Consider the following 21,844-nt stretch of genomic DNA (forward strand, 5'->3'; position numbering starts at 1 on the left):
TTTCGTTTCGGGCTTAAGGATAAAAAATACCGACTTCGTAGTTGGATGCTTTGATCGTGTTCAACTCGAAGTGCAATTTATGATTGCTCTCACTGCGTGCTGCGATACCCTTGGCCAGATCAGCTTTATTGTTCAAATACTCGGTCGGCTGAAAGACCTTTTGCAACACCGTTTTTCCACGTAGATCTTTGAGTGTCAGTTCAAGCGCAGGCCATTCTTGTGCGGTATTACTCTTGTTTTGAATCTGAAATGCCAAGGTGTTGATTCTGAGCTCTTCATTTAAGATTAATAACTCACTACCTGCCAACTCCAACATTTGTCTTTGCGCGGGCAATTTAATTTGACATGCCAATAACTGACACGCGCGTAGCAAGTGCGGTTTTGTTGCTGGCCATTCCGCTGCAATTGTGGAGCGGAAGAAATAAGTGCTTTGCAATACAATCGCCATCAGCAAAATCAAACAAGATACTGACCACCCGAAGGTTTGCCATTTTCCATAACGGCGTTTTTTTTCTGCCAATAGTACAAATCCTGGCGTGACATCCGTATCGTCAGTGTCGCCGGAGTGCGATACATCTTGCTCAGTAAGGCTGTCTGGCGATTCTTTGATTCTTTGCGGGCTAGTCGTCTTATTGGGAAATAATGGGTCTTCCACTGTATTTGGATCGGGAGTGAAAGATTCCAGCGACATTTTCTCATCAAAGCTGGGCTCATGCCTTGACCATTCTTTCGCGTCCTCGTCGAGAATTGCAGCACGGTTTTCCAGCTCTAATTGATGCAGCAATTCAGCCTGTTCTACTAAGGCTTGTTCTTCGGATGTCAGTTCAAATTCCAGTTTGCCAGTTAGTGGAGGAGCTTGGCGTTTTGGAATGTCTTTTTCGGGTTGAACACCCAATTCAGGTTCGATTGTCTCTAACTGCGCTGAAAACTGCTTTATCAGATTAGCTTGCGCTGATTCTGTTGCAGTTGTTGTGGCTTCTGTCGGTACTTCTGTCGTTACTTCTGTCGGTGCCACTGTTGCTGCGATGTCTATGACCACTTGATCGTTAGCGCTTTGTTCAGATGACGCCGTGATCTTAAACATTTGATCAAATGCGTCGATGTCATCTTCTGTTATGTCAAGCGCATCAGTCTTTCCATCCGCAATCGCAGTTTCATCATCTGCGTTGGCGTTGACATCGATAGATGATTCGACTGGCAGCGTTTGTTGAAGATCGATATCTTCATGTGACGTTGAGGAAGAACTGAAGTCTAAGTCCTGCGCTATATCGCTTGCGGAAGTGCTATTTGTGGAAACATTTTGATTTGGCGTAGCCGATGCGACCTCTGTGAACGCAATGATTGGTTCTTGATTTTGTTCTTTGGGAATAGAGGCGTTAGTTGATTGCGCCAGCTCCAGATCATTGTCTGCGCTCGAATTTTCTTCGACACTGGTATCAAGTTCTGAAGCAATAACAGTTGGCTCTGCAGTCGTTTGCGGCAATTCTTCAGGCGCATTGGTTTCGACCTTCAAATCCGGTGAAACATTCTGAGTTTCGTCTGGTGCTTCTGGCTTCTGCAAGGCTGGCGCTGTCCGAGGTGCTTCACCTGGTGCGAGCAAATGTTCTATACCATTGAAGGTAAGTTGACAGGCACCACAACGCACCATGCCAGCGTGCAATTTGAGCTGGTCGTTAGCGACCCGAAAGCTGGTGTAGCAATGAGGACATTGGGTCGCGAGCGCCATGATATGGTATGAGTTGAAAGAAGCTTAGTTGGCAGAAGCGTTGCGGCGACCATGTAAGGCTACCCAGCCTTCGCGTTCTTGCCACACGCTTAATTGGATAAATGGCGCATACGCGGCGGCCACTTCTTCAGCTTGACGGGCTAATACGCCAGATAAAATGAGTGCGCCTCCGGCGGCAACGCGACCAGACAGCATTGGTGCCATCAGTTTTAATGGGCTGGATAAAATATTCGCAACGACGACATCAAATTGATGTGAGGCTGGATATTTCTCACCGAACTCTTCAGGCAGAGAAAATTCAATCTCGCATTGATTGCGTTCTGCATTGAAATTGGCTGATTCAATGGCTTGTGGGTCGATATCGACACCGATGACTTTATTGGCCTGTAATTTTTTCGCGACCATTGCCAGAATACCTGATCCACATCCGTAATCGAGCACAGACAAATTTTGTGGTGCGTGTGCTTCCAGCCATTCCATGCATAGACGTGTAGTCGGGTGACTGCCAGTTCCAAAGGCGAGACCAGGATCAAGTTCTAAAACCAATGCACTTGGATCGGGTACTTCATGCCAGCTTGGTACGACCCAGATATTTTTGCCGATGTGAATGGGTTCAAATTGGGATTGGGTTAAGCGTACCCAATCTTGTTCTTCGACATTCCGGGTGGTAAATGCGGGTACCTCTGCCAGCTTGATTGATGAAGCCGCATTGGCGACTAAGGCAGCGTGATCAATATCGGTATCTGCCAGCGCAACGACGCGGCTGCGTTCCCAAGCGCGTTCGGTGATTTCCATACCTGGTTCACCAAATAGCGGTTTCTCTGCATCTGTTCCTTCGTCTGCATCTTCGACCGAAACCGACAAAGCGCCCGCATCCATTAAAGCATCGGATAAATTCTCTGCGTGATCGCGAGCGACTTCAATGATGATTTCTACCCAGGCCATATTGTGCTTTCAATTTCAAAAAACATGTTCGTACGCCAAAAAAATAGCGACGATTTAAATCAAAAAACGCGATTGAATATAGTATCTCAATCGCGTCGTGGAAACTACCGAACTAGCTAAGCGCTACGAAATTTATTTTGCCTTCTTTGACAATACTGGCATATCCGCTAATTTATGTTCGAGGTAGTGAATGTTCGTACCACCTTCGATAAAGCGCGCATCAATCATGAGTTCGCGGTGTAGCGGGATATTTGTTTGTATACCTTCGACAACCATTTCTGACAGAGCGATTTGCATGCGGCGAATCGCCTGTTCACGAGTTGAGCCGTAGGAAATGACTTTACCGATCATGGAATCATAATTCGGTGGAACAAAGTAGCCAGCGTACGCATGTGAATCAACTCGGATGCCAGGACCGCCTGGCGTATGCCAAGTGGCGATGCGTCCAGGTGAAGGTGTGAATTTGAATGGATCTTCCGCATTGATACGGCATTCGATGGAGTGACCACGCAATTCGATATCCGATTGTTTGAAGCGCAGCTTGTCACCGAAGGCGATGTGGATTTGTTCTTGAACAATATCGACACCAGTAATCATTTCTGTGACTGGATGTTCAACCTGCACGCGGGTATTCATTTCAATGAAATAGAATTCACCGTTTTCATACAAGAATTCAAAAGTGCCTGCGCCGCGATAACCAATCTTGCGGCAAGCCTCTGCACAACGGTTACCAATTTTCTCAATTGTTTTACGTGGAATGCCTGGTGCCGGTGCTTCCTCGATGACTTTTTGATGACGACGTTGCATGGAGCAATCGCGCTCGCCTAACCAGACTGCATTGCCATGCTGATCGGCCAAAATTTGGATTTCCACGTGACGTGGATTTTCCAAGAATTTTTCCATATAGACTTCAGGATTGCCAAATGCAGCACCTGCTTCAGTCTTGGTCATCGTTACCGCATTCAATAATGCTGCCTCGGTGTGAACCACACGCATACCACGACCGCCACCGCCACCAGCTGCTTTGATGATGACTGGGTAGCCGACTTTGCGCGCCGTTTGCACGATCACTTTAGGATCATCTGGTAAAGCGCCTTCAGAACCTGGTACGCAAGGTACGCCAGCTTCTATCATCGCGTGTTTCGCTGAAACCTTATCGCCCATCAAACGGATAGATTCGGCACGTGGGCCGATGAAGACAAAGCCAGATTGCTCAACACGTTCTGCAAAATCGGCGTTTTCAGACAAAAAGCCATAACCAGGGTGGATCGCCTGCGCATCGGTGACTTCGGCTGCACTGATAATCGCTGGCATGCTCAAATAACTGAGATTAGACGGGGCAGGGCCGATACATACAGATTCATCTGCTAATTTGACGTATTTGGCTTCGCGGTCGGCTTCACTGTGAACGACAACGGTTTTGATCCCCATCTCACGACAGGCGCGCTGAATACGGAGGGCAATTTCGCCACGATTGGCGATCAGAATTTTTTCAAACATAATATATTTTGCTTTGGCAGAGGTTGCAGCCCGGGAGCTTAGGAGCATTCAATTTTGTTTTCGCCAGCTTAACCGGCGAAGCAAACAGCGTCATCAAGCTGATCGAGCCGATCGAGCTGACATTAACCAATGATAAACAGTGGTTGGCCAAATTCAACTGGTTGGCCATTTTCGACCAGAATTTGTTTGATGCTGCCTGAGAAGTCACTTTCGATTTCGTTCAAAAGCTTCATCGCTTCGATGATGCACAATGTGTCACCAGCATTGACATTTTTGCCAATATCAGCAAATGGTGCAGAACCTGGAGATGCGGCGCGGTAGAACGTGCCGACCATTGGAGACTTAACAACATGACCTTCAATTGCAGCAGGTGCTGCTGGTGCTGCCGGAGCGGCTGCAACTGGCGCTGCTGCCGGAGCTGACATGCCTGGTTGCATCATTGCTTGCATTTGCGGTTGCATCATCACCATTTGGCCTTGCTGTGCTGGTGCGGATTTCACGATGCGAACTTTACCTTCGCCTTCGGTGACTTCTAATTCTGAAATGTCAGATTCTGCAACGAGGTCGATGAGGGTCTTGAGTTTTCTTAAATCCATGTGAAATCTCCTGAAAATTGAGGACGTTTATCAGTGCAATTAAGCGTACTTTTGGTCGCTTAAACGCTGTTTTTGGAATAGACGCAATTCATTTTATATGATGAATGTGGGTTAATTGCGTGAAGATGCGAGAATTTAAAGGTTTTTTAATGCAAAGTCAATCGCAAAGCGATATCCGTCTGTGCCCAGACCGCAGATAACGCCTTTTGCCATATCTGAAAGATAAGAATGATGTCGAAATGCTTCTCTTTGATGAATATTGGAGATGTGCACTTCTATAAATGGAATAGCGACGCCTGTTAAAGCATCTCTCAAAGCAACACTGGTATGGGTGTAGCCGCCTGGATTGATGATAATTGCATCAACTTTTTCTGTGCGTGCTGCATGAATTCGGTCGATCAAGGTGCCTTCATGATTACTTTGAAAGCATAAACATTCACCATTTACCGCCTGGATTTGTTGCTGTGCTGCATTTTCTATGTCACTAAGTGTTTGTTTTCCATACACTTCTGGTTCGCGGGTACCTAATAAATTCAGGTTGGGACCGTTAATGAGCAAGATCTTGCGTGCCATAGAATTTGATGAGTTTGCCGAAGTTGCAGGCATTTTGCCGTTAATTACTCGTTATTGGCAAGTAAAAATCCAGTATCTTTTTATTTTTTTGTATTCAGTCTTTGGATATCAGCTCTTAATTCAGGCATTTTTAGGCGTCCGGTGTAGGCTTTTAAGACTTTGCCATCTGGTGAGATTAAGACGGTAAATGGAAGGCCACCTGCTTTGTTTCCCATTGCTTGCGAAAGGCTAGTGCCATCCATGCCAGCGGCAAATACGGGATAGGTAATGTGATGCTTTTTTGTAAAATCAGCGATGTTGCTTGGCGTATCTATACCTAAACCCAGTAATTGCACATTTTTGGTCGCCAAATCTTTTTGTAATTCTACTAATTCTGGCATTTCATCGACACAAGGTTTGCACCAAGTTGCCCAGAAATTAACTACCAGAAATTTTCCTTGCCATTGTTTAATGGCTTGTGGCTTCGCGCTCGCATCATTGAGCGTGAGTCCGAATAGTTGTTGAGCGGCACTATCTGCCGCGGGTGCTGGTTCGAATTTCTTTGCCCCTAGTGTCGCGCCAAGCCCTGCGAAAACTAAGCCTATCAGTATCGCGGAAATCGTAAATCGCTTATTCATCATGTTCTTTAGGGCTTTCAATTGTTTCAATTAATGTCTGTAAATTATTCAGATTGCCACGACCATTTTTATCCGTGTGACGTAAATCATCCATCGCATGCACCAATAAATGAACGCCTTCATTCTTGTAGATAAAGCTTAGCGTTTCCAATGCTTCACCACGTTTGCCTTGATGCTCTGAGACTTCATAGTCGATTCCAAGGTTCAATAAAAAAATCGCGACATCTTTACTATTGTCGGTATAGAGGTGCAGATAAATATCTGAATGTTCACCAGCCGTACCATTGAACACTGCGCCGATCACATAAGGATTAAATTGCGCTAATTCTTGCATGAGAGCTGCGGCTAATTGGCGTAAGTGCCGTAGGCGCGCTGGTTGTGTATCCGCAAAAAACAATGCTTGGTACTCGCGGACTTCTTGTTCAATCTGTGCGTTATCCGGCAGGATATTGCCATTTAATTTTTGATTGCCGAGTAATTGTTTGACCGCACGACGTTTGGCCGCGCCATATTCGGCGCCTTCTTCAGCGATGAATTTTGCCGCTAGTGATGCAATTTCATCACGTATTTGGGCAACGGAGTCGCCATCATTAAAAATAAAATTCGTCATTTGCGCATCATATCGCATTCGGTTTAGTCCTGTCTGTCAGGTAGCTCAGGTAGAATTGCGGCAATTGAAAAAAATTGGTCAAAATGAATCGGATGTGCAGGAAGAAGCTTGCCGCATTCATGATCATGCATCTTGGAAAGTTGGCATTATTTTATGCATATTCATATTTTAGGTATTTGCGGCACCTTTATGGGTGGGCTTGCCGTTTTGGCAAAGCAAGCCGGGCATCAGGTAACGGGATGTGATGCGAACGTCTATCCGCCCATGAGTACACAGTTGGAATCCCAAGGCATACAACTGATAGAGGGTTTTGATCCAGTACAGCTTGATCTGCAACCGGATTTATTTGTGATCGGCAATGTTGTGTCGCGCGGTAATCCCCTGATGGAAGCGATTTTGAACCGCGGTTTGCCGTATGTCTCCGGGCCACAATGGATAGGCGAGCAACTTTTGCGCGACAAATGGGTGTTGGCGGTGGCAGGCACACATGGCAAAACAACGACCTCATCGATGTTGGCATGGATCTTGGAGTATGCGGGTTATGCACCCGGTTTCTTGATCGGTGGCGTACCTTTGAATTTTGGCATCTCGGCACGACTCTCTGGTGATACGGTTGAGGGCGTGGGCAAAAAATCAGATTTCTTCGTGATTGAAGCCGATGAATATGACACTGCGTTTTTTGATAAACGCAGTAAGTTTGTTCACTATCACGCAAAAACTGCGATTCTGAATAATCTGGAATTTGACCATGCTGATATTTTTCCAGACGTCGCCGCGATTGAAACGCAGTTCCATCATTTAGTTCGCACCGTGCCAGGCATTGGCCGATTGATCGTGAATGCGAAAGAGCAGACTTTAGAGCGCGTAGTGCAACGTGGTTGCTGGAGCGAAAAAGAATTTTTTAGCGATGATGCATTGGATACGCAGGCTGAGTGGTCACTGAAATTAAGTGAATCTGAAGATTTCGAGGTGTATTTCAAAGCTGAATTGCAAGGCACAGTGCGTTGGAATTTAAACGGTGCCCATAATCGTCTGAATGCCTTGGCTGCGATCGCCGCAGCGCGCCATGTTGGTGTCGCACCTGCCATCGCGATTGCTGCTTTGTCGGAATTTATTAATGTGAAACGTCGCATGGAAGTGCGTGGTGAAGTGGCTGGCATACAAGTGATCGACGATTTCGCGCATCATCCGACCGCAATCGCCACCACCGTGCAAGGCTTACGCCGGAAAGTTGGTGCCGCACGCATCTTGGCCGTGCTGGAACCACGTTCGAATACCATGAAAATGGGTGCGATCAAGCAAGCTTTGCCCGCCAGTTTAGATGCCGCGGATCTGGTATATGTGTATGGTGCGCAGAACGGTAAAGACGCGATCCATTGGGATTTGAGTGATACGTTTGCGTCCTTGGGTGCAAAAGCAAAAGCGCATCACCAATTGGATGCTTTAGTCACCGATATCGTAAACCAGGCACAAGCTGGTGATTCTATCTTGGTGATGAGTAATGGCGGTTTTGGTGGTGTGCATCAGTTAATACTCGATGCACTGGCGCAAAAATTTTCGACGCAGGCTTCGGAATAAACCGGCAGATACGACGATGATTTTGTATTTGCATGGATTTCGTTCCTCTCCCAGCTCATTGAAAGCGCGTCTGTTGGCGCAGCACTTTGCTGCGATCGGGCGTGCGGATGAATTTATTTGTCCTCAATTACCCGCATCGCCCGCCGAAGCGATAGCCTTGGCGCAGCAATTGATTGATGCATATCGTGGGGATAATCTGGTTTTAATCGGTTCTTCCCTCGGTGGTTTTTACGCAACTTATCTGGCCGAGCAAAATCATTGCAAGGCGATTTTGGTGAATCCAGCAGTCAAACCACCGCGCGATTTAGAAAAATATGTGGGTGTTACGACCGCGTTTCATAGCGATGCGCCGTTTGAGTTTAAGCATGAGTACATAGCTGAGTTGAAGCAATTTACGATCGACAAAATTACTCGGCCAGAGCGCTATTTTTTAATGGCAGCGACGGGCGACGAAGTTTTAGATTGGCGTGAAATGGTTGCGCATTATCCAGGGGCGAAGCAATTCGTCATTCAGGGTAGTGATCATGGTGTGAGTGAGTTCGCCAAGTATATTCAGACTGTGATGGCGTTTTGTGATGCAGAATAGTTTTTCATCTGATCAGCCTGTGAAGTTGGTACAGCCAAATTTGAACGGGGGATTGCACCGGCCAGCGTTTGCGCATTGGCACCAGCATATTAATGGCGTCCAAACCACGCCATGTATGGCTGATTGGCTGAGTAATCGTGCTTCACTCACGGCACGCCTGATCGCGCATAGCCAGCAGTTTCGGGTAGAACGTTTGTATCAAGGGCGAGCCATGTGCTTGCAAGATGAGTTTGCAGAAATTGGTTTGGCGAGACCGCAGCAGGTGACAGAGCGCGAAGTCTTATTGCGTTGTGATGATGTGGCTGTTGTGTATGCGCATACCATCGTGCCACTCACTGCCAACGCCCAAGAATGGCCCTTGTTCGCGTCTTTAGGAAATCGATCTTTAGGTACGACTTTGTTTAATGATCCGCTGGTGCAGCGTGGAGAGTTACAGTATGCGCGTTTGGGCTGGAGCCATCCATTGATGCGACGTATACAAAGAAGTGGCTTGATTGACTATCGCCCATTTTTACTAGCGCGACGTTCGGTATTTAAACGTCATGGCGCGAAGTTATTGGTGACAGAAGTATTTTTGCCGACGATACAGGATTTGCGCTAGCGAGTGCGATCAAATTCGAGAACGTCGCAGTAACGTGGAAATTTTTAGAAGACAGACAGCATGAATTTATTTTTTGAAGAATCTGGTGATTTCAAGGCAGGTAGTGTGTTATCGCAAGCGGGTGAAGCCTATCAAGTAGAACTCGCCAGTGGTAAACGTACCAAGGTCAAGGCCAAAGACGTTTTATTGCAATTCATGACGCCAACGCCGCAAGATTTACTGGAACTATCCAAGCAACAAGCAGCGGATATCGATCTAGAGTTTTTGTGGGAAGTTGCGGGTCAAGAAGAGTTTGGTTTTGCTGAATTAGGTGCTGAATATTTTGGTCATGCACCACAAGTAGTTGAAGCGGCTAGTTTGATTTATGCCTTGCATAGCGCGCCATTTTACTTCTATAAAAAAGGTCGAGGCCGTTATAAAGCAGCACCCGAAACGGCACTAAAGGCGGCCTTGGCGGGTATAGAAAAGAAAAAACAACAAGCGATTATTCAAGCTGCTTATGTCGACGAATTAAAACAATGTCGCTTGCCTGAACAATTCAAGAGTCTGGGTTTGCAACTCTTGTTTAAGCCAGACAAAAACAGCATCGAATACAAAGCCTTAGTCGAAGCCTGCTCGGCATTGCAAATGAATCCGGCACGCTTGATGTTGGCTAGCGGTGGTTTAAAAAACGCGAAAGATTTTCATCTGTCGAAATTTTTGCTTGAGCAATTTCCGAAAGGTTCAGGATTCCCACAAACGCCATTACCTAGCTTGCCCGAGGATTTGCCGGTGGCTGATGTGCGCGCGTTTTCGATTGATGATGTCACCACGACTGAGATTGATGATGCGTTTTCAATTACGCCTATCGATGCAAACACTGTCAAGGTTGGCATACATATTGCGGCACCGGCTTTGGGGATACAGCGCAACGATGCATTAGATGTGATTGCACGGGGCCGTATGTCAACCGTGTATATGCCCGGCGACAAAATCACGATGCTGCCGGATGAACTAGTCGAGATTTATACTTTGGGTGAAGGCCAGACTCGTCCAGCAGTGTCGCTGTATGTGACGGTTAATACGGAGGACTGGAGCATACTGGGCACCGAGACCAAAGTTGAAGCGATTTTTATGTCTGCCAACCTCCGACATAATGAGCTCGATGCCTTAGTCACGGAAGAAAATCTCGCCAATGATGCTGGTGAATACGCCCATAAAGCCGATATCGCTTTGTTGTGGAAGTGGGCACAAGTATTAGAAGCGGGACGCATGGTCAAACGCGAAAGTTTTGGTTTGAAACCAGAGCAGACCAATCGTGTCGATTTCAATTTTTATGTCGAAGATGATGTGGTCAGCATCGTGCGCCGCAAGCGTGGTGCACCACTCGATAAGATTGTTGCTGAGCTGATGATTTTGGCTAACAGCACTTGGGGTAAATTGCTGGCGGATCACGGCATTCCGGGCATCTATCGTGCGCAGGGTGGTGGCTCGGGTGGTTGGGCTGCCAAGATGCAAGTGCGTATGGTCACGCATGCTGCGCCACATCAGGGCTTAGGTGTTGATCAATACGCCTGGAGTACTTCGCCCTTGCGTCGTTACACTGACTTAGTGAATCAATGGCAAATCATCGCATGCGTGCAGCACGGTGTGACCGCCGCTTTGGTCGCGCCATTTAAACCAAAAGATGCGGATCTGTTTGCGATTGTCTCTGGATTTGATGCGGCTTATGCAGCCTATGGCGACTTCCAAACGAATATGGAACGTTATTGGTGTTTGCGTTGGTTGGGGCAGGAAAATCGTCATCAAGTCGATGCTGTTGTATTAAAAGATGAAGTCTTGCGTTTGTTAGAAATCCCCTTGATTATTCGTCTGCCCGGCATGCCGCAGATGGCACGCGGGGCGCAAGTCAGACTAGAAGTGATCCGTTGGGATGAATTGGATCTGAGCATAGAGGTGCGTTTGCTGGAAATGCTGACGACGCTGACGGAAGAAGATTTAGAAGACGCGCCGGAAGATGAGCCTGAAGTGACGGCAGATGTAGGTGTTGACGGCAGTACTGCAAGCGCAAGTTCTACGGAAGGAGCGGATGAGGTGACGCTGCAAGAATCGAATTCGGTCGCTGAAGTGGCGGAAAATGTTGATCTAGATTCAAATGTAGAATCAGATGGTATCGCGTAAAGTCGAATAAAAATGTAGCGTGGGATTTGATTTGTGAAAATAGTTCTCGATAATTTGATTTTAAGTGCCGCGATCTTTGTATCGGTACTGTTTCACACCATTGTGTTGATGGTGCATTTTGTGATGCCCAAAGCGGAGCCTGTCCCGGCAGAAGATCCTGGTCTAGAAATCATTTTAGTCAATGCCAAGCATGCGAAACGCCCTATGCAGGCGCAAGCATTAGCGCAAGTGAATTTGGACGGTGGCGGCGCAAATGATGAAGGTCGGGCGAAATCACCTTTGCCAGATATGCGTAGAACTGAAGATGGCGATAGTGTCTTGGTCGCACAGCGAAAAGTTCAAGAGTTAGAAGAGCGTCAAAAGCAATTGATCGATCAAGTGCGCAATGAAACACGTTTTAAGTCGCAACGTGTGCTGGATAAAAAACAGCTAGAGGAAAATCAACAAGCTGAAAATGGTCGCGATCAATTAGACAGCAATAAAATGCTGGCGCGATCCATTGCAGAAATCTCGCAAACGATAGAAGATCAAAACAAACGTCCACGCAAAACTTTTTTATCGCCAAGTACGCAAGCAGTAGGACATGCAATTTATTACAAAGCTTTGCAGAAAAAAGTGGAAGAAGTTGGTACGCTCAATTTCCCGCAAGTGAACGGCAAGAAGCTGTACGGTGAAGTAATTATTTATATCCCGATTTTTCAGGATGGCACTATTTATGAAAAAGGCGGTGGGCCGAAAGTTGAAAAAACCTCGGGCAATCGTGCACTGGATGCAGCGGCATTAAAAATCATCAGAAAAGCGGCACCTTTTGGTAATTTTCCGCCGAATATGCGCTCAAAAGACAAAGACGATATTTGGATCGTGATCACTCGCTTTAAGTTTACCCGTGAACAGCAATTAGAAACGGAGATGCGCGGAGGTCAGCAATGACACAGACGGCGGATCTTTACTGCGTTTTTGGAAATCCTATTCACCATAGTAAATCACCGGTAATCCACGCCATGTTCGCCAAACAAACTGGGCAAGCCATGGATTATCAAACGAACTTGGCGCCACTGGATGGTTTCGCTGCGTCTGTGCAGCAGTTCATTGAAATAGGTGGCAAGGGTGCGAATGTGACGGTGCCATTTAAGTTGGAAGCGTTTGCGTTGGCGCAGAAATTGAGTGCGCGTGCCGCGATGGCGGGGGCGGTAAATACCTTGATATTTTCTGCAGGTGAAATCATCGGTGATAATACAGATGGTATTGGCCTGGTGCGGGATATTACGCACAATGCCTCTAAACCGATACATGGACGTCGCGTCTTGTTGCTAGGCGCTGGTGGTGCGGCACGTGGTGCTTTATTACCCTTGTTGGAAGAACGGCCAGCCAGTTTGACGATTGCCAATCGGACTCTGTCCAAAGCGGTGGAATTAGTTGAGATGGCTAAAAAATCTGCCATGCGCTCGGATTGTGAAATAGAGGCAAAAACTTGGGAGCAATTGGATGGCAGTTTTGATTTGATTGTTAACGCGACCTCAGCTAGTTTGCAAAGCGAAGTGCCGCCGATTCCAAGCAGTATTTTTAGTGCTTCGAGTTTGGCTTATGACATGATGTATGCCGATACACAAACGCGCTTTAATCTCTACGCCCAACAATGTGGTGCACAAACACGTGATGGTTTGGGTATGTTGATTGAGCAAGCCGCTGAAGCATTTTTTATTTGGCGTGGTGTTAGACCAGAAACAGCACCAATATTTGCCCATTTTCGACCAGTAGAGGGCGCTTGAACATGACATTGAAACGTATTCTATTTTGGGTAGTCGTATTGCCGGTGAGTTTGTTTTTGCTGTTGCAATTGTATTTTTTGATTCAAATTATCTGGTGGCGCAGTTTTAATCCTGATTCGACCAGTTTTATGCGCAAGCAGGAAGCGATTTTGCAAGAAAAAGATCCTAAGTTTGTGTTGAAACATAAGTGGGTCGATTATTCAAAAATCTCTAGAAATTTAAAGCGTGCAGTCATCGCCTCGGAAGATGATGGCTTCTCTGATCATGAAGGTGTGGATTGGGATGCGATGCAAAAAGCCTTTGAAAAGAATAAGAAAAAAGGCAAAGTGGTCTCAGGTGGATCGACGATCACGCAACAGTTAGCGAAGAATTTATTTCTGTCTGGCGAACGCAGCTATTACCGTAAAGGTCAGGAATTAATCATTACCTTTATGTTAGAGATGTGTATGGATAAAGAGCGCATCTTTGAAATTTATTTGAATTCGGTCGAATGGGGAATTGGTGTGTTTGGTGCGGAGGCGGCTGCGCGTCATTATTACGGCATCAGTGCTGCAGCTTTATCGCCTTCCCAGGCTGCCAGGCTGGCGGTGATGCTGCCCAAGCCCAGATACTATGACAAGAACACTGGCTCAGCATATTTGCAAAGACGCAGTGAAATTATTTTACGTCGCATGAACTCGTCAGAGTTACCAACGCGATAAAGGAGTTTGAGATGATCAATGTATTCGTTTTGCATAATGGACGTCTGAGCCAAATACATATTGAGAGCCGGGAAGACCTAGAAAACACTTTACCAGTTTGGGTTGATTTGACTGATCCAAATGAAGAAGAGCGTGAATGGGTTAAGGGTATTTATGGCGTCACTTTGCCAGGTGAAGATGAAGTCAAAGATATTGAGGCATCAGCGCGTTATTACGAGGCGGATAACGGTGATCTGCATTTGCGCACGGATTTTTTAATTGATGACGACGACGATGATGAGCCAGCACGCACTGTCACGGTGGCGTTTATTCTCGCGCGCGAAATTTTGTTCTCTGTGCATACGGTGGATTTGCCGGTATTTCGCTTGGTTAGAATGCGAGCACGGTCACGCCCTGGTTCGATTGCCGACTACAAAGACGTGTTGATGGATTTGTACGCGACCGATGCCGAATATTCTGCGGATGCGCTTGAAGGTATCTATCAAAATTTGGAAGACGTCAGCCGTGCAGTCTTGCAAAAAGACTTTTCAGATCAGGATGCCGCAGTGGCTTTGAATGCGATTGCGCAAGAGGAAGATTTGAACGGTAGGATACGTCGCAATATGATGGATACCCGGCGTGCGGTCAGCTTCTTAATGCGCGGACGTTTGCTCAATGCGGAACAATTTGAAGAAGCACGTCAGATTTTGCGTGATATCGAATCGCTCGATGGACATACTTCGTTCTTGTTCGATAAGATTAACTTCTTGATGGATGCCACCGTCGGTTTCATTAACATTAACCAGAATAAGATCATTAAGATTTTCTCAGTCGCGTCGGTTGCCTTCTTACCGCCGACTTTGATTGCGAGTATTTATGGTATGAACTTCAAAGTCTGGTTCCCTGAATTGGACTGGAGCTTAGGTTATCCATTTGCTTTAGGCTTGATGTTAGTTTCAGCGATTACACCATTTTGGTATTTCAAACGTCGTGGCTGGCTTAAATAAAGACGATTGATCGGCTTGTTGCCATAAAATCGTTAAGAATTGTAAATGCCGGAGTTTTCCTTGCGAATTTCCTTTCAGGAATATTTTTGCTATTGTAAAATCAACCAGATCAGCTTTTCCTTTAAATCCAGATTTTCCATTAGGATTTGTGATGATGACGGATGCACTTTTTGAGGCAGTTTTGTCGCGAATGAGACGTCAATAGCAAGCTATTGACAACGAAAAGCGGCAAAAATGATCAAAAATGCGCCGTCAGCGCACAAATAGCACCACAGGTGCGCCTAATGGAAAATCTGGGTTAAAGATAAGCTCAAGCGCTAGTTGCTGGCGGATGCACTTCACTGAATAGCATTTAGCGAAGCTTATAGTGTAATGGTAGGGATTTACAATGGCGGCAATCGAATGACTCAGCAAGAAAATCTATCACCTCAAACTGGTAAGCCAAGCAATAGCACAGGATTCGGCTCGGGTATTCGAGAGGATTTATTGCACCGCGATCCTTTGCTCGATTGTTTAGTTGAATTGACCAGAATCCACGGACGGCCCAGTACCCGTGCGGCGTTAACTGCAGGTTTGCCCTTGCCGCCGGATGGATTAACCCCGTCTTTGTTTGCTAGAGCGGCAGCGCATGCAGGCTTTTCAGCCAAAGTCGTGCGTCGTGAATTGTTCAAAATTGATGCGGCTTTAATGCCGGTTATTTTACTGCTCAAAGATAATGAAGCCTGCTTATTACAAGGCTGGAGCAGCGATGGAGCGCGCGCGCAATTATTGATGCCAGATTCTGGACAAGGCGCGGTGAGTCTCAGTCGCGAAGAGTTGCTTGCACGTTATACCGGTGTGGCGATTTTTTCTCGCCCTCATTTCCGTTTTGATCGACGTACGCCACCACTGGTTGAGGTCCCTCAGCGCCATTGGTTTTGGGGCGCTGTGCTTGAGCAAAGTCCGATTTTTAAAGATATCTTGGCTGCAGCTTTGCTGATTAATTTGTTCGCCATCGCCATGCCTTTGTTTACGATGAATGTGTACGATAGGGTGGTGCCGAATTTCGCGATTCAAACTATGTGGGTATTTGCAGGCGGGATTACTTTGGTGCTGCTGCTAGATTATGGGATTCGCGTATTGCGCGGACATTTTATTAATTTGGTGAGCAATCGAATTGATTTGAAACTATCTGGCTTGATTATGGAACGTGTGTTGGGTATGCGCATGTCTGAGCGTCCTGCTTCGGTTGGTGCCTTTGCCTCAAATCTGCGTTCATTTGAAACGGTGCGCGATTTCATTGCATCTGCGACTGTGACTGCTTTGATCGATCTGCCATTTGCTATTTTGTTTTTGTTTGTATTGGCATGGATTGCTTGGCCGCTCGTCTTGCTTCCGCTTGTTGGGATTATTTTGGTGGTGATCTATAGCTATACGGTGCAGCATAAAATGCGTGAATTGTCGGAGACAACTTTCCGTGCCGCTGCGTTGAGAAATTCTACCTTGGTCGAGAGCCTGACGGCTTTAGAAACGATTAAAGCGCATGGTGCAGAAAGTCAGATGCAAGAGAAGTGGGAGAAGACGACGGCATTTTTGGCGAAAGTGAATTCTGAACTTAAACTGTTGTCTTCCTCAAGTATTAATGGCGCGTCCACGATTCAACAACTTGTAAATGTCGCTGTGGTGATTGCTGGTGTGTATTTGATTCAAGAAAAAATGATGTCCATGGGTGGTTTGATCGCGGCGACGATGCTGGCTGGTCGCGCTATGGCGCCGGTTGCCCAAGTAGTGGGATTAATGTTGCAATTTGAAGGCGCGAAAAATTCTCTTGAATCCTTGGAAAAAATCATGGCGACGCCAACCGAGCGCAGTGATGAAACTGCCTTTGTGCACAGGCCAGAGATCAAGGGACAAATTGAATTTCGCAATGTTTTCTTTAGTTATCCTGGACGTACGGAAGAAGCTTTACGCGGAATCAGTTTTAAGATTGCCCAAGGTGAGCATGTGGTGATTATTGGTCGGATAGGATCTGGCAAATCTACCTTGGAAAAATTGATTTTGGGATTGTATGCGCCGACGAAAGGTGCGGTGTTGTTAGACGATGTCGATTTGCGTCAACTTGACCCTGCGGACTTGCGTAGAAACCTCGGTTATGTCGAGCAAGATTCTATGTTGTTCTATGGCACCTTAAGAGAAAACATTACGATTCGTGCGCCTTATGCAGATGATCGTGCCGTCGTTGCCGCAGCAGAATTAGCGGGCTTGACTGAGTTTGTGAACAGCCATCCAGAAGGTTTTGATATGGCAATTAGTGAGCGTGGCGAATCGATTTCTGGTGGACAGCGCCAAAGTATTGCCATAGCCCGAGCGGCCTTGCTGGATCCGCCAGTGCTTTTGCTTGATGAGCCGACTAGTGCGATGGATTATCCTTCAGAAGCGCAATTTAAAGAGCGTATTGGTCGTTACGGTAAACATAAAACGATGATTATCGTTACGCATCGGCCTAGCCTGATGGATTTGGCTACGCGTATCATCGTGGTCGATCATGGCATGATCGTTGCCGATGGGCCGCGCGATAAAGTCATGCATGCGCTGCAAACTGGCCAAATAGGAAGAGCAAAATTATGAAGTTCTGGTATCGTTTTGGACTTGCTATTCTCTCTATTCTGGAACGCTTACGTCTGCGTTTAGGCATGACGCCGGGTGGGTGGTTGCAGCGTTGGCAAGATGATGTCAGCTTGCCTGAATCTGATTTTATGCGTGACGCTGATAGCATCATTGCACAACAAGAACCTTTGCGTGCCCGCGTATTGCTGCGTTCAGTGATTGTTGTTTTTGTGCTGTTTGTGGTGTGGGCGGCGTTTGTGCATGTGGATGAAATTACGAAAGGTGAAGGTAAAGTTATTCCTTCCCAGCAGTTGCAAGTTTATCCAAGCTTAGATGGCGGAATTGTGACCGATATTTTGGTAAAAGAAGGTCAAGTGGTGAATGAAGGCCAGATTCTTTTGCAAATCGATCCCACACGTTTCGAAGCATCGGTCAACGAAAATCGTTCACTGTATTTATCACTGACGGCAAAGGCAGCGCGCCTGCGGGCGATTGGCGAAGGTAAGGCGTTTATACCGCCACCAGAAGTTGTGACCGAAGATCCTAAAACCGCGCAAGAAGAACAAAAATTATATGAAACTGCGACGTCAGAGTTAAATGCCCAAGTTTCTATCGCCAGACAGCAATATGAACAACGTAGTCAAGAACAAGCAGAAGCGATTGCACGTCAGAAGCAGGCAACAAATGCTTACGAATCTAGTCAAAAAGAATTAAGTGTGACTAAGCCTTTACTCGCAACAGGAGCGGTGTCAGAAGTTGAATTATTGCGTCTTGAGCGCGATGTTTCTCGATTTAAAGGTGAGCGAGATGTTGCGACTGCGCAGATTGCACGTTCTGGTGCCGCGATGTCTGAAGCCATGCGTAAGATTCAAGAAGTAGAACTTGCCGTACGTAATAATGCGAGTAAAGAACTTTCTGAAACGATGGCGCGTCTAAATTCCTTGATTCAAAGTAGTACCGGTTTGGCGGACAAGGTCAAGCAAACGGCGATTCGTTCGCAAGTACGCGGAACCGTGAAGCGTTTGTTGGTCAATACCGTCGGTGGTGTGGTGCAACCTGGGCGCGATGTGATTGAGGTAGTTCCTAGTGACGGTAAGTTGATTTTAGAAGCAAAAGTGGCACCAAAAGATATCGCGTTCTTGGTGCCAGGACAAAAGGCTGTGGTGAAATTTTCTGCTTATGATTTTGCGACTTATGGTGGGCTGGAGGCGAAGTTGGAACATATTGGTGCCGATTCTGTGACGGATGAACGCGGTAATACTTTTTACACCGTGCGGGTCTCAACCAATAAGGCGACCTTAGAAGGTGGGCAGCCTATTATTCCGGGTATGGTGGCCGAAGTCGATATTATTACCGGTAAAAAAACCATACTTTCTTATATGTTAAAACCAGTTTTGCGTGCAAAACAAGCGGCATTTACAGAGCGCTAGGTGATGAAATTGTTTGATCAAAATTGTGTGACGTCACATTTATTCTGCTCCGATACGATGCAGATCCCTGCGGCTTTGCAAAAAGGCTTTCCTGTGATCAGGCCAGTTCCGATTTCTGAATTGTCTGCGACAGTCAAGTCGATAGTCTGGCTTCATCTGAATTCACGACAAACCATAGCGCAGCAATTAGCCCCGGTGAAGCAGCACGCGCCGCAATCTTTGATTGTGGTGATGAGTGATATTCCAAATGATCTCGAGGCACTAGCGGCGTTTTCAATGTTGGCGAAGGCCTACTGTAATACGCATGCTGGATTAGAAGTTTTGCTGAATATTGCTAGTGTAGTTGAGCAAGGTGGTATTTGGATTGGTGAATCGATTATGCAGAAGTTGCTGGGTGGTAGTTCTGTCGAAGAGCCGCAATTGGATCGCGCTTTAGGCAAGTGGTCGAAATTGTTGACTGGTCGAGAGCTTGAGGTTGCGAAAGCCATCGCGATTGGCTTGAGCAATAAAGAAATCGCACTAAAAATGCATATTACCGAACGTACAGTGAAAGCGCACGTCGGTGCTGTACTTGACAAGCTGCAGTTAAAAAATCGGCTGCAATTAGCTTTGCTTGTTAAAGAAGGTTAAATCGCCTGTTTCTAGTACCTAGGTACAATTACCCGATAGAAGTTGATTTGTTAGAGTCTGGATATTCAATTTATCCGTCTGGAGACTCGCAATGGCAAATTCGGCAAACATTATTGGCAAAGTAGTTGCACTTCAAGGTCAAGCTTTCATTAAGTCTCCTGATGGTAAACAACATCAATTAAAAGTAGGTGATGTTGTTTATGAAAAAGACATCATCATCACCGCCCCTGGCGCGCAAGTCGAACTTGCTTTTGACTCTGGGTATAACTACCTGGTACGTCAAAATGAAACTGTGACGCTTGATGCGTCTGTGTTTGCCGCTGCCCAAGCTGAAGTTGCAAAATCCGCGTTACTTCCGGCTGATTCATCCGCACAAAATATTACCAATGCAATCGTTGGTGAAAATAGCCTCGATAAATTATTAGAAGAAACCGCAGCTGGCCTTGGTGGTGGCGATATTGGTGAGGGTAACGGTTTCGTTCGGGTAGAGCGTATTGCAGAAAATGTTACTCCGACTTCTGGTAATGTTGTTGTTACAAACGAATCTGCTGCTATTGAGCCACCACCAGCAAATGGTACTCAACAAGTCACCGATTCGACGGCCGTTACTTCCGTTACTGCTGGTGTGGTGAACGAAGGCGGTATGCAAGATTTCGTGGTGAGTTTGACGGGCAATAATTTGGCGCCTGCGGCTTTGAATTTGGCGTTGCTTTCAGGCTCAGCCACGGTTGGAACCGATACTGCGACACAAATGGTATCTGTTGATGGCGGTCAAACTTTTGTTCCTTTGAGTGGCAGCGTTTTGGTGCCAGCTGGCGTAACTACTGTAATTGTTCGTGTGTCAGCAGTGAATGACGGTGTAATTGAAGGGACGGAAAACTTCACGTTGTCTGCGAGTACATCTAGCAATACATCTAATGTTGTGGCACAAGGTTCTATTTTGGACGGTGCTGTTCCCGTTATAAGTATTAGTGGTCCAGTAAGTGTAAATGAAGCAAGTGGGACGGTTACTTTTATGGTGGTCTTGAGTGAAGCGAGTCCAGCTTCTGTTCTGGTTAATTTTAATACAAGTAATGGGTCTGCGCTGGCGGGAAGCGATTTTACCGCGACAACTGGAAGCGTCACATTTGCTCCAGGCGAAACTAGTAAAACGATCACGATAAATATCGCTGATGATGCAGTATTTGAAGGTGGTGAGAATTTCCAGGTGAATTTGTCAACACCGACCAATGCTACGATTGGTAGCGGTACTGCTGTTACCACTATTCAGGATGACGGCAATGGCCTTGGTGGTACAAATGATGATCGTCCAATAGTGGTAAATGTATCTAGTCCAAGTGTTGTTGAAGGCGGCAATTTAGTCTTCACAATCAGTTTAAGTGGTACGAGTACGACGGCGACGACAGTGACAGTAACGCCATCGTCAGGCAGTGCGATTTTAGGTACGGATACTGGCTTGCAAGAAGTATCGACAGATGGCGGAGCAACATGGAGTGTGTTGGGCTCGACGGTGACGGTACCAGCAGGTGCGAATGGATTCCAAGTAAGAGTGGCGACCATCAATGATGGTTTGCTCGAAGGTGCAGAAACTATCAACTTGTCGGCAGCGACAGCACAGAATACTGGTGCGGTAGTAGGCGTTGGTACGATTACGGATGGCACAGTGCCAACAGTCAGTATCAGTGGACCAGCAGATGTCAATGAAGCGGCAGGAACAATCACGTACACAATCAGCTTAAGTTCAGCGAGTGCAGCACCGGTGAGTGTGAATTACGGTACGGCAAATGGCACAGCGTTAGCGGGCAGTGATTATACGGCGACAGCAGGTAGCGTGACATTCGCGCCGGGTGAGACAAGTAAAACCATCACGGTATCGATCACCAATGATACGGTATTTGAAGGTAATGAGAACTATCAAGTGAACTTATCAGCACCAACCAATGCGACATTGGGAACGGGCACGGTAACGACAGTGATTCATGATGATGGCACAGGAACTGGCGGTAATAACGATGACCGCTTGACGGTCGTGAATGTCTCGAATCCGACGGTGGGAGAAGGCGGCAATTTAGTCTTCACAATCAGTTTAAGTGGTACGAGTACGACGGCGACGACAGTGACAGTAACGCCATCGTCAGGCAGTGCGATTTTAGGTACGGATACTGGCTTGCAAGAAGTATCGACAGATGGCGGAGCAACATGGAGTGTGTTGGGCTCGACGGTGACGGTACCAGCAGGTGCGAATGGATT

Annotated in this window: 19 protein-coding genes; 12 read left to right on the forward strand and 7 right to left on the reverse strand. The window is 46.6% G+C overall.

All coding sequences use genetic code 11. The features are described 5' to 3' along the window. Positions 1–13: 13 nt before the first annotated feature. The 7 genes from H8K33_RS10470 to H8K33_RS10500 all read right to left on the reverse strand — a co-directional run bounded on the left by H8K33_RS10470 (position 14) and on the right by H8K33_RS10500 (position 6,567). A complete protein-coding gene (locus tag H8K33_RS10470; protein ID WP_186890953.1) occupies positions 14–1,726 on the reverse strand; it encodes a DUF3426 domain-containing protein in 1,713 nt (570 codons plus the stop codon). Positions 1,727–1,750: 24 nt separating this feature from the next. Then, positions 1,751–2,671 (reverse strand): 50S ribosomal protein L11 methyltransferase, encoded by a 921-nt coding sequence (gene prmA / locus H8K33_RS10475; RefSeq protein WP_186890954.1) that lies wholly within the window; start codon positions 2,669–2,671, stop codon positions 1,751–1,753. A 132-nt stretch (positions 2,672–2,803) separates the two neighbouring features. Further along, the gene (accC, locus tag H8K33_RS10480; RefSeq protein ID WP_186890955.1) at positions 2,804–4,171 is read right to left on the reverse strand and encodes an acetyl-CoA carboxylase biotin carboxylase subunit; all 1,368 of its coding nucleotides are present in this window, start codon (positions 4,169–4,171) and stop codon (positions 2,804–2,806) included. 122 nt (positions 4,172–4,293) lie between these two features. Then, positions 4,294–4,767, reverse strand: a complete 474-nt coding sequence (gene accB, locus H8K33_RS10485) for an acetyl-CoA carboxylase biotin carboxyl carrier protein (protein WP_186890956.1) — start codon at positions 4,765–4,767, stop codon at positions 4,294–4,296. Positions 4,768–4,902: 135 nt separating this feature from the next. After that, entirely contained in the window at positions 4,903–5,340 is a 438-nt protein-coding gene (gene aroQ, locus H8K33_RS10490) for a type II 3-dehydroquinate dehydratase (protein ID WP_186890957.1), read from the reverse strand. 80 nt (positions 5,341–5,420) lie between these two features. Then, positions 5,421–5,957 carry a TlpA family protein disulfide reductase gene (locus H8K33_RS10495; RefSeq protein ID WP_186890958.1) on the reverse strand — a complete coding sequence of 179 codons (537 nt, stop codon included), beginning with the start codon at positions 5,955–5,957 and terminating at the stop codon, positions 5,421–5,423. After that, positions 5,950–6,567 carry a hypothetical protein gene (locus tag H8K33_RS10500; RefSeq protein WP_186890959.1) on the reverse strand — a complete coding sequence of 206 codons (618 nt, stop codon included), beginning with the start codon at positions 6,565–6,567 and terminating at the stop codon, positions 5,950–5,952. Before H8K33_RS10500 ends, H8K33_RS10495 begins: the two co-directional genes overlap by 8 nt. A 153-nt stretch (positions 6,568–6,720) precedes the next feature. Here H8K33_RS10500 and mpl point away from each other — a divergent pair, with 153 nt between their 5' ends. The 12 genes from mpl to H8K33_RS10560 form a co-directional block, all read left to right on the forward strand. Continuing rightward, positions 6,721–8,145 (forward strand): UDP-N-acetylmuramate:L-alanyl-gamma-D-glutamyl-meso-diaminopimelate ligase, encoded by a 1,425-nt coding sequence (mpl, locus tag H8K33_RS10505; protein WP_186890960.1) that lies wholly within the window; start codon positions 6,721–6,723, stop codon positions 8,143–8,145. 16 nt (positions 8,146–8,161) lie between these two features. Further along, positions 8,162–8,731 (forward strand): YqiA/YcfP family alpha/beta fold hydrolase, encoded by a 570-nt coding sequence (locus tag H8K33_RS10510; RefSeq protein ID WP_186890961.1) that lies wholly within the window; start codon positions 8,162–8,164, stop codon positions 8,729–8,731. Then, entirely contained in the window at positions 8,721–9,332 is a 612-nt protein-coding gene (locus H8K33_RS10515) for a chorismate--pyruvate lyase family protein (protein WP_186890962.1), read from the forward strand. Before H8K33_RS10510 ends, H8K33_RS10515 begins: the two co-directional genes overlap by 11 nt. 60 nt (positions 9,333–9,392) lie before the next feature. Further along, positions 9,393–11,492 carry a ribonuclease catalytic domain-containing protein gene (locus H8K33_RS10520; RefSeq protein WP_186890963.1) on the forward strand — a complete coding sequence of 700 codons (2,100 nt, stop codon included), beginning with the start codon at positions 9,393–9,395 and terminating at the stop codon, positions 11,490–11,492. Between the two features lie 33 nt (positions 11,493–11,525). Continuing rightward, complete coding sequence (locus H8K33_RS10525; RefSeq protein ID WP_343043810.1) at positions 11,526–12,422, forward strand: energy transducer TonB family protein; 897 nt, start codon at positions 11,526–11,528, stop codon at positions 12,420–12,422. After that, complete coding sequence (gene aroE / locus H8K33_RS10530; RefSeq protein ID WP_186890964.1) at positions 12,419–13,261, forward strand: shikimate dehydrogenase; 843 nt, start codon at positions 12,419–12,421, stop codon at positions 13,259–13,261. Before H8K33_RS10525 ends, aroE begins: the two co-directional genes overlap by 4 nt. A gap of 2 nt (positions 13,262–13,263) precedes the next feature. Continuing rightward, positions 13,264–13,962, forward strand: a complete 699-nt coding sequence (gene mtgA, locus H8K33_RS10535; RefSeq protein ID WP_186890965.1) for a monofunctional biosynthetic peptidoglycan transglycosylase — start codon at positions 13,264–13,266, stop codon at positions 13,960–13,962. An 11-nt stretch (positions 13,963–13,973) separates the two neighbouring features. Further along, the gene (gene corA, locus H8K33_RS10540) at positions 13,974–14,948 is read left to right on the forward strand and encodes a magnesium/cobalt transporter CorA (RefSeq protein WP_186890966.1); all 975 of its coding nucleotides are present in this window, start codon (positions 13,974–13,976) and stop codon (positions 14,946–14,948) included. A 402-nt stretch (positions 14,949–15,350) separates the two neighbouring features. Beyond that, the gene (locus H8K33_RS10545) at positions 15,351–17,555 is read left to right on the forward strand and encodes a type I secretion system permease/ATPase (RefSeq protein ID WP_186890967.1); all 2,205 of its coding nucleotides are present in this window, start codon (positions 15,351–15,353) and stop codon (positions 17,553–17,555) included. Next, entirely contained in the window at positions 17,552–18,964 is a 1,413-nt protein-coding gene (locus H8K33_RS10550) for an HlyD family type I secretion periplasmic adaptor subunit (protein WP_186890968.1), read from the forward strand. Before H8K33_RS10545 ends, H8K33_RS10550 begins: the two co-directional genes overlap by 4 nt. A 9-nt stretch (positions 18,965–18,973) precedes the next feature. Further along, positions 18,974–19,594, forward strand: coding sequence for a response regulator transcription factor (locus tag H8K33_RS19895; protein ID WP_246443487.1), 621 nt, complete (start codon positions 18,974–18,976; stop codon positions 19,592–19,594). A gap of 91 nt (positions 19,595–19,685) precedes the next feature. Beyond that, positions 19,686–21,844 (forward strand): retention module-containing protein (locus tag H8K33_RS10560; protein ID WP_186890970.1); only part of this gene is annotated, 2,159 nt, incomplete at its 3' end.

Source organism: Affinundibacterium amnicola, from assembly GCF_014284275.1.
In the GTDB taxonomy this organism is placed as follows: domain Bacteria; phylum Pseudomonadota; class Gammaproteobacteria; order Burkholderiales; family Burkholderiaceae_D; genus Undibacterium; species Undibacterium amnicola.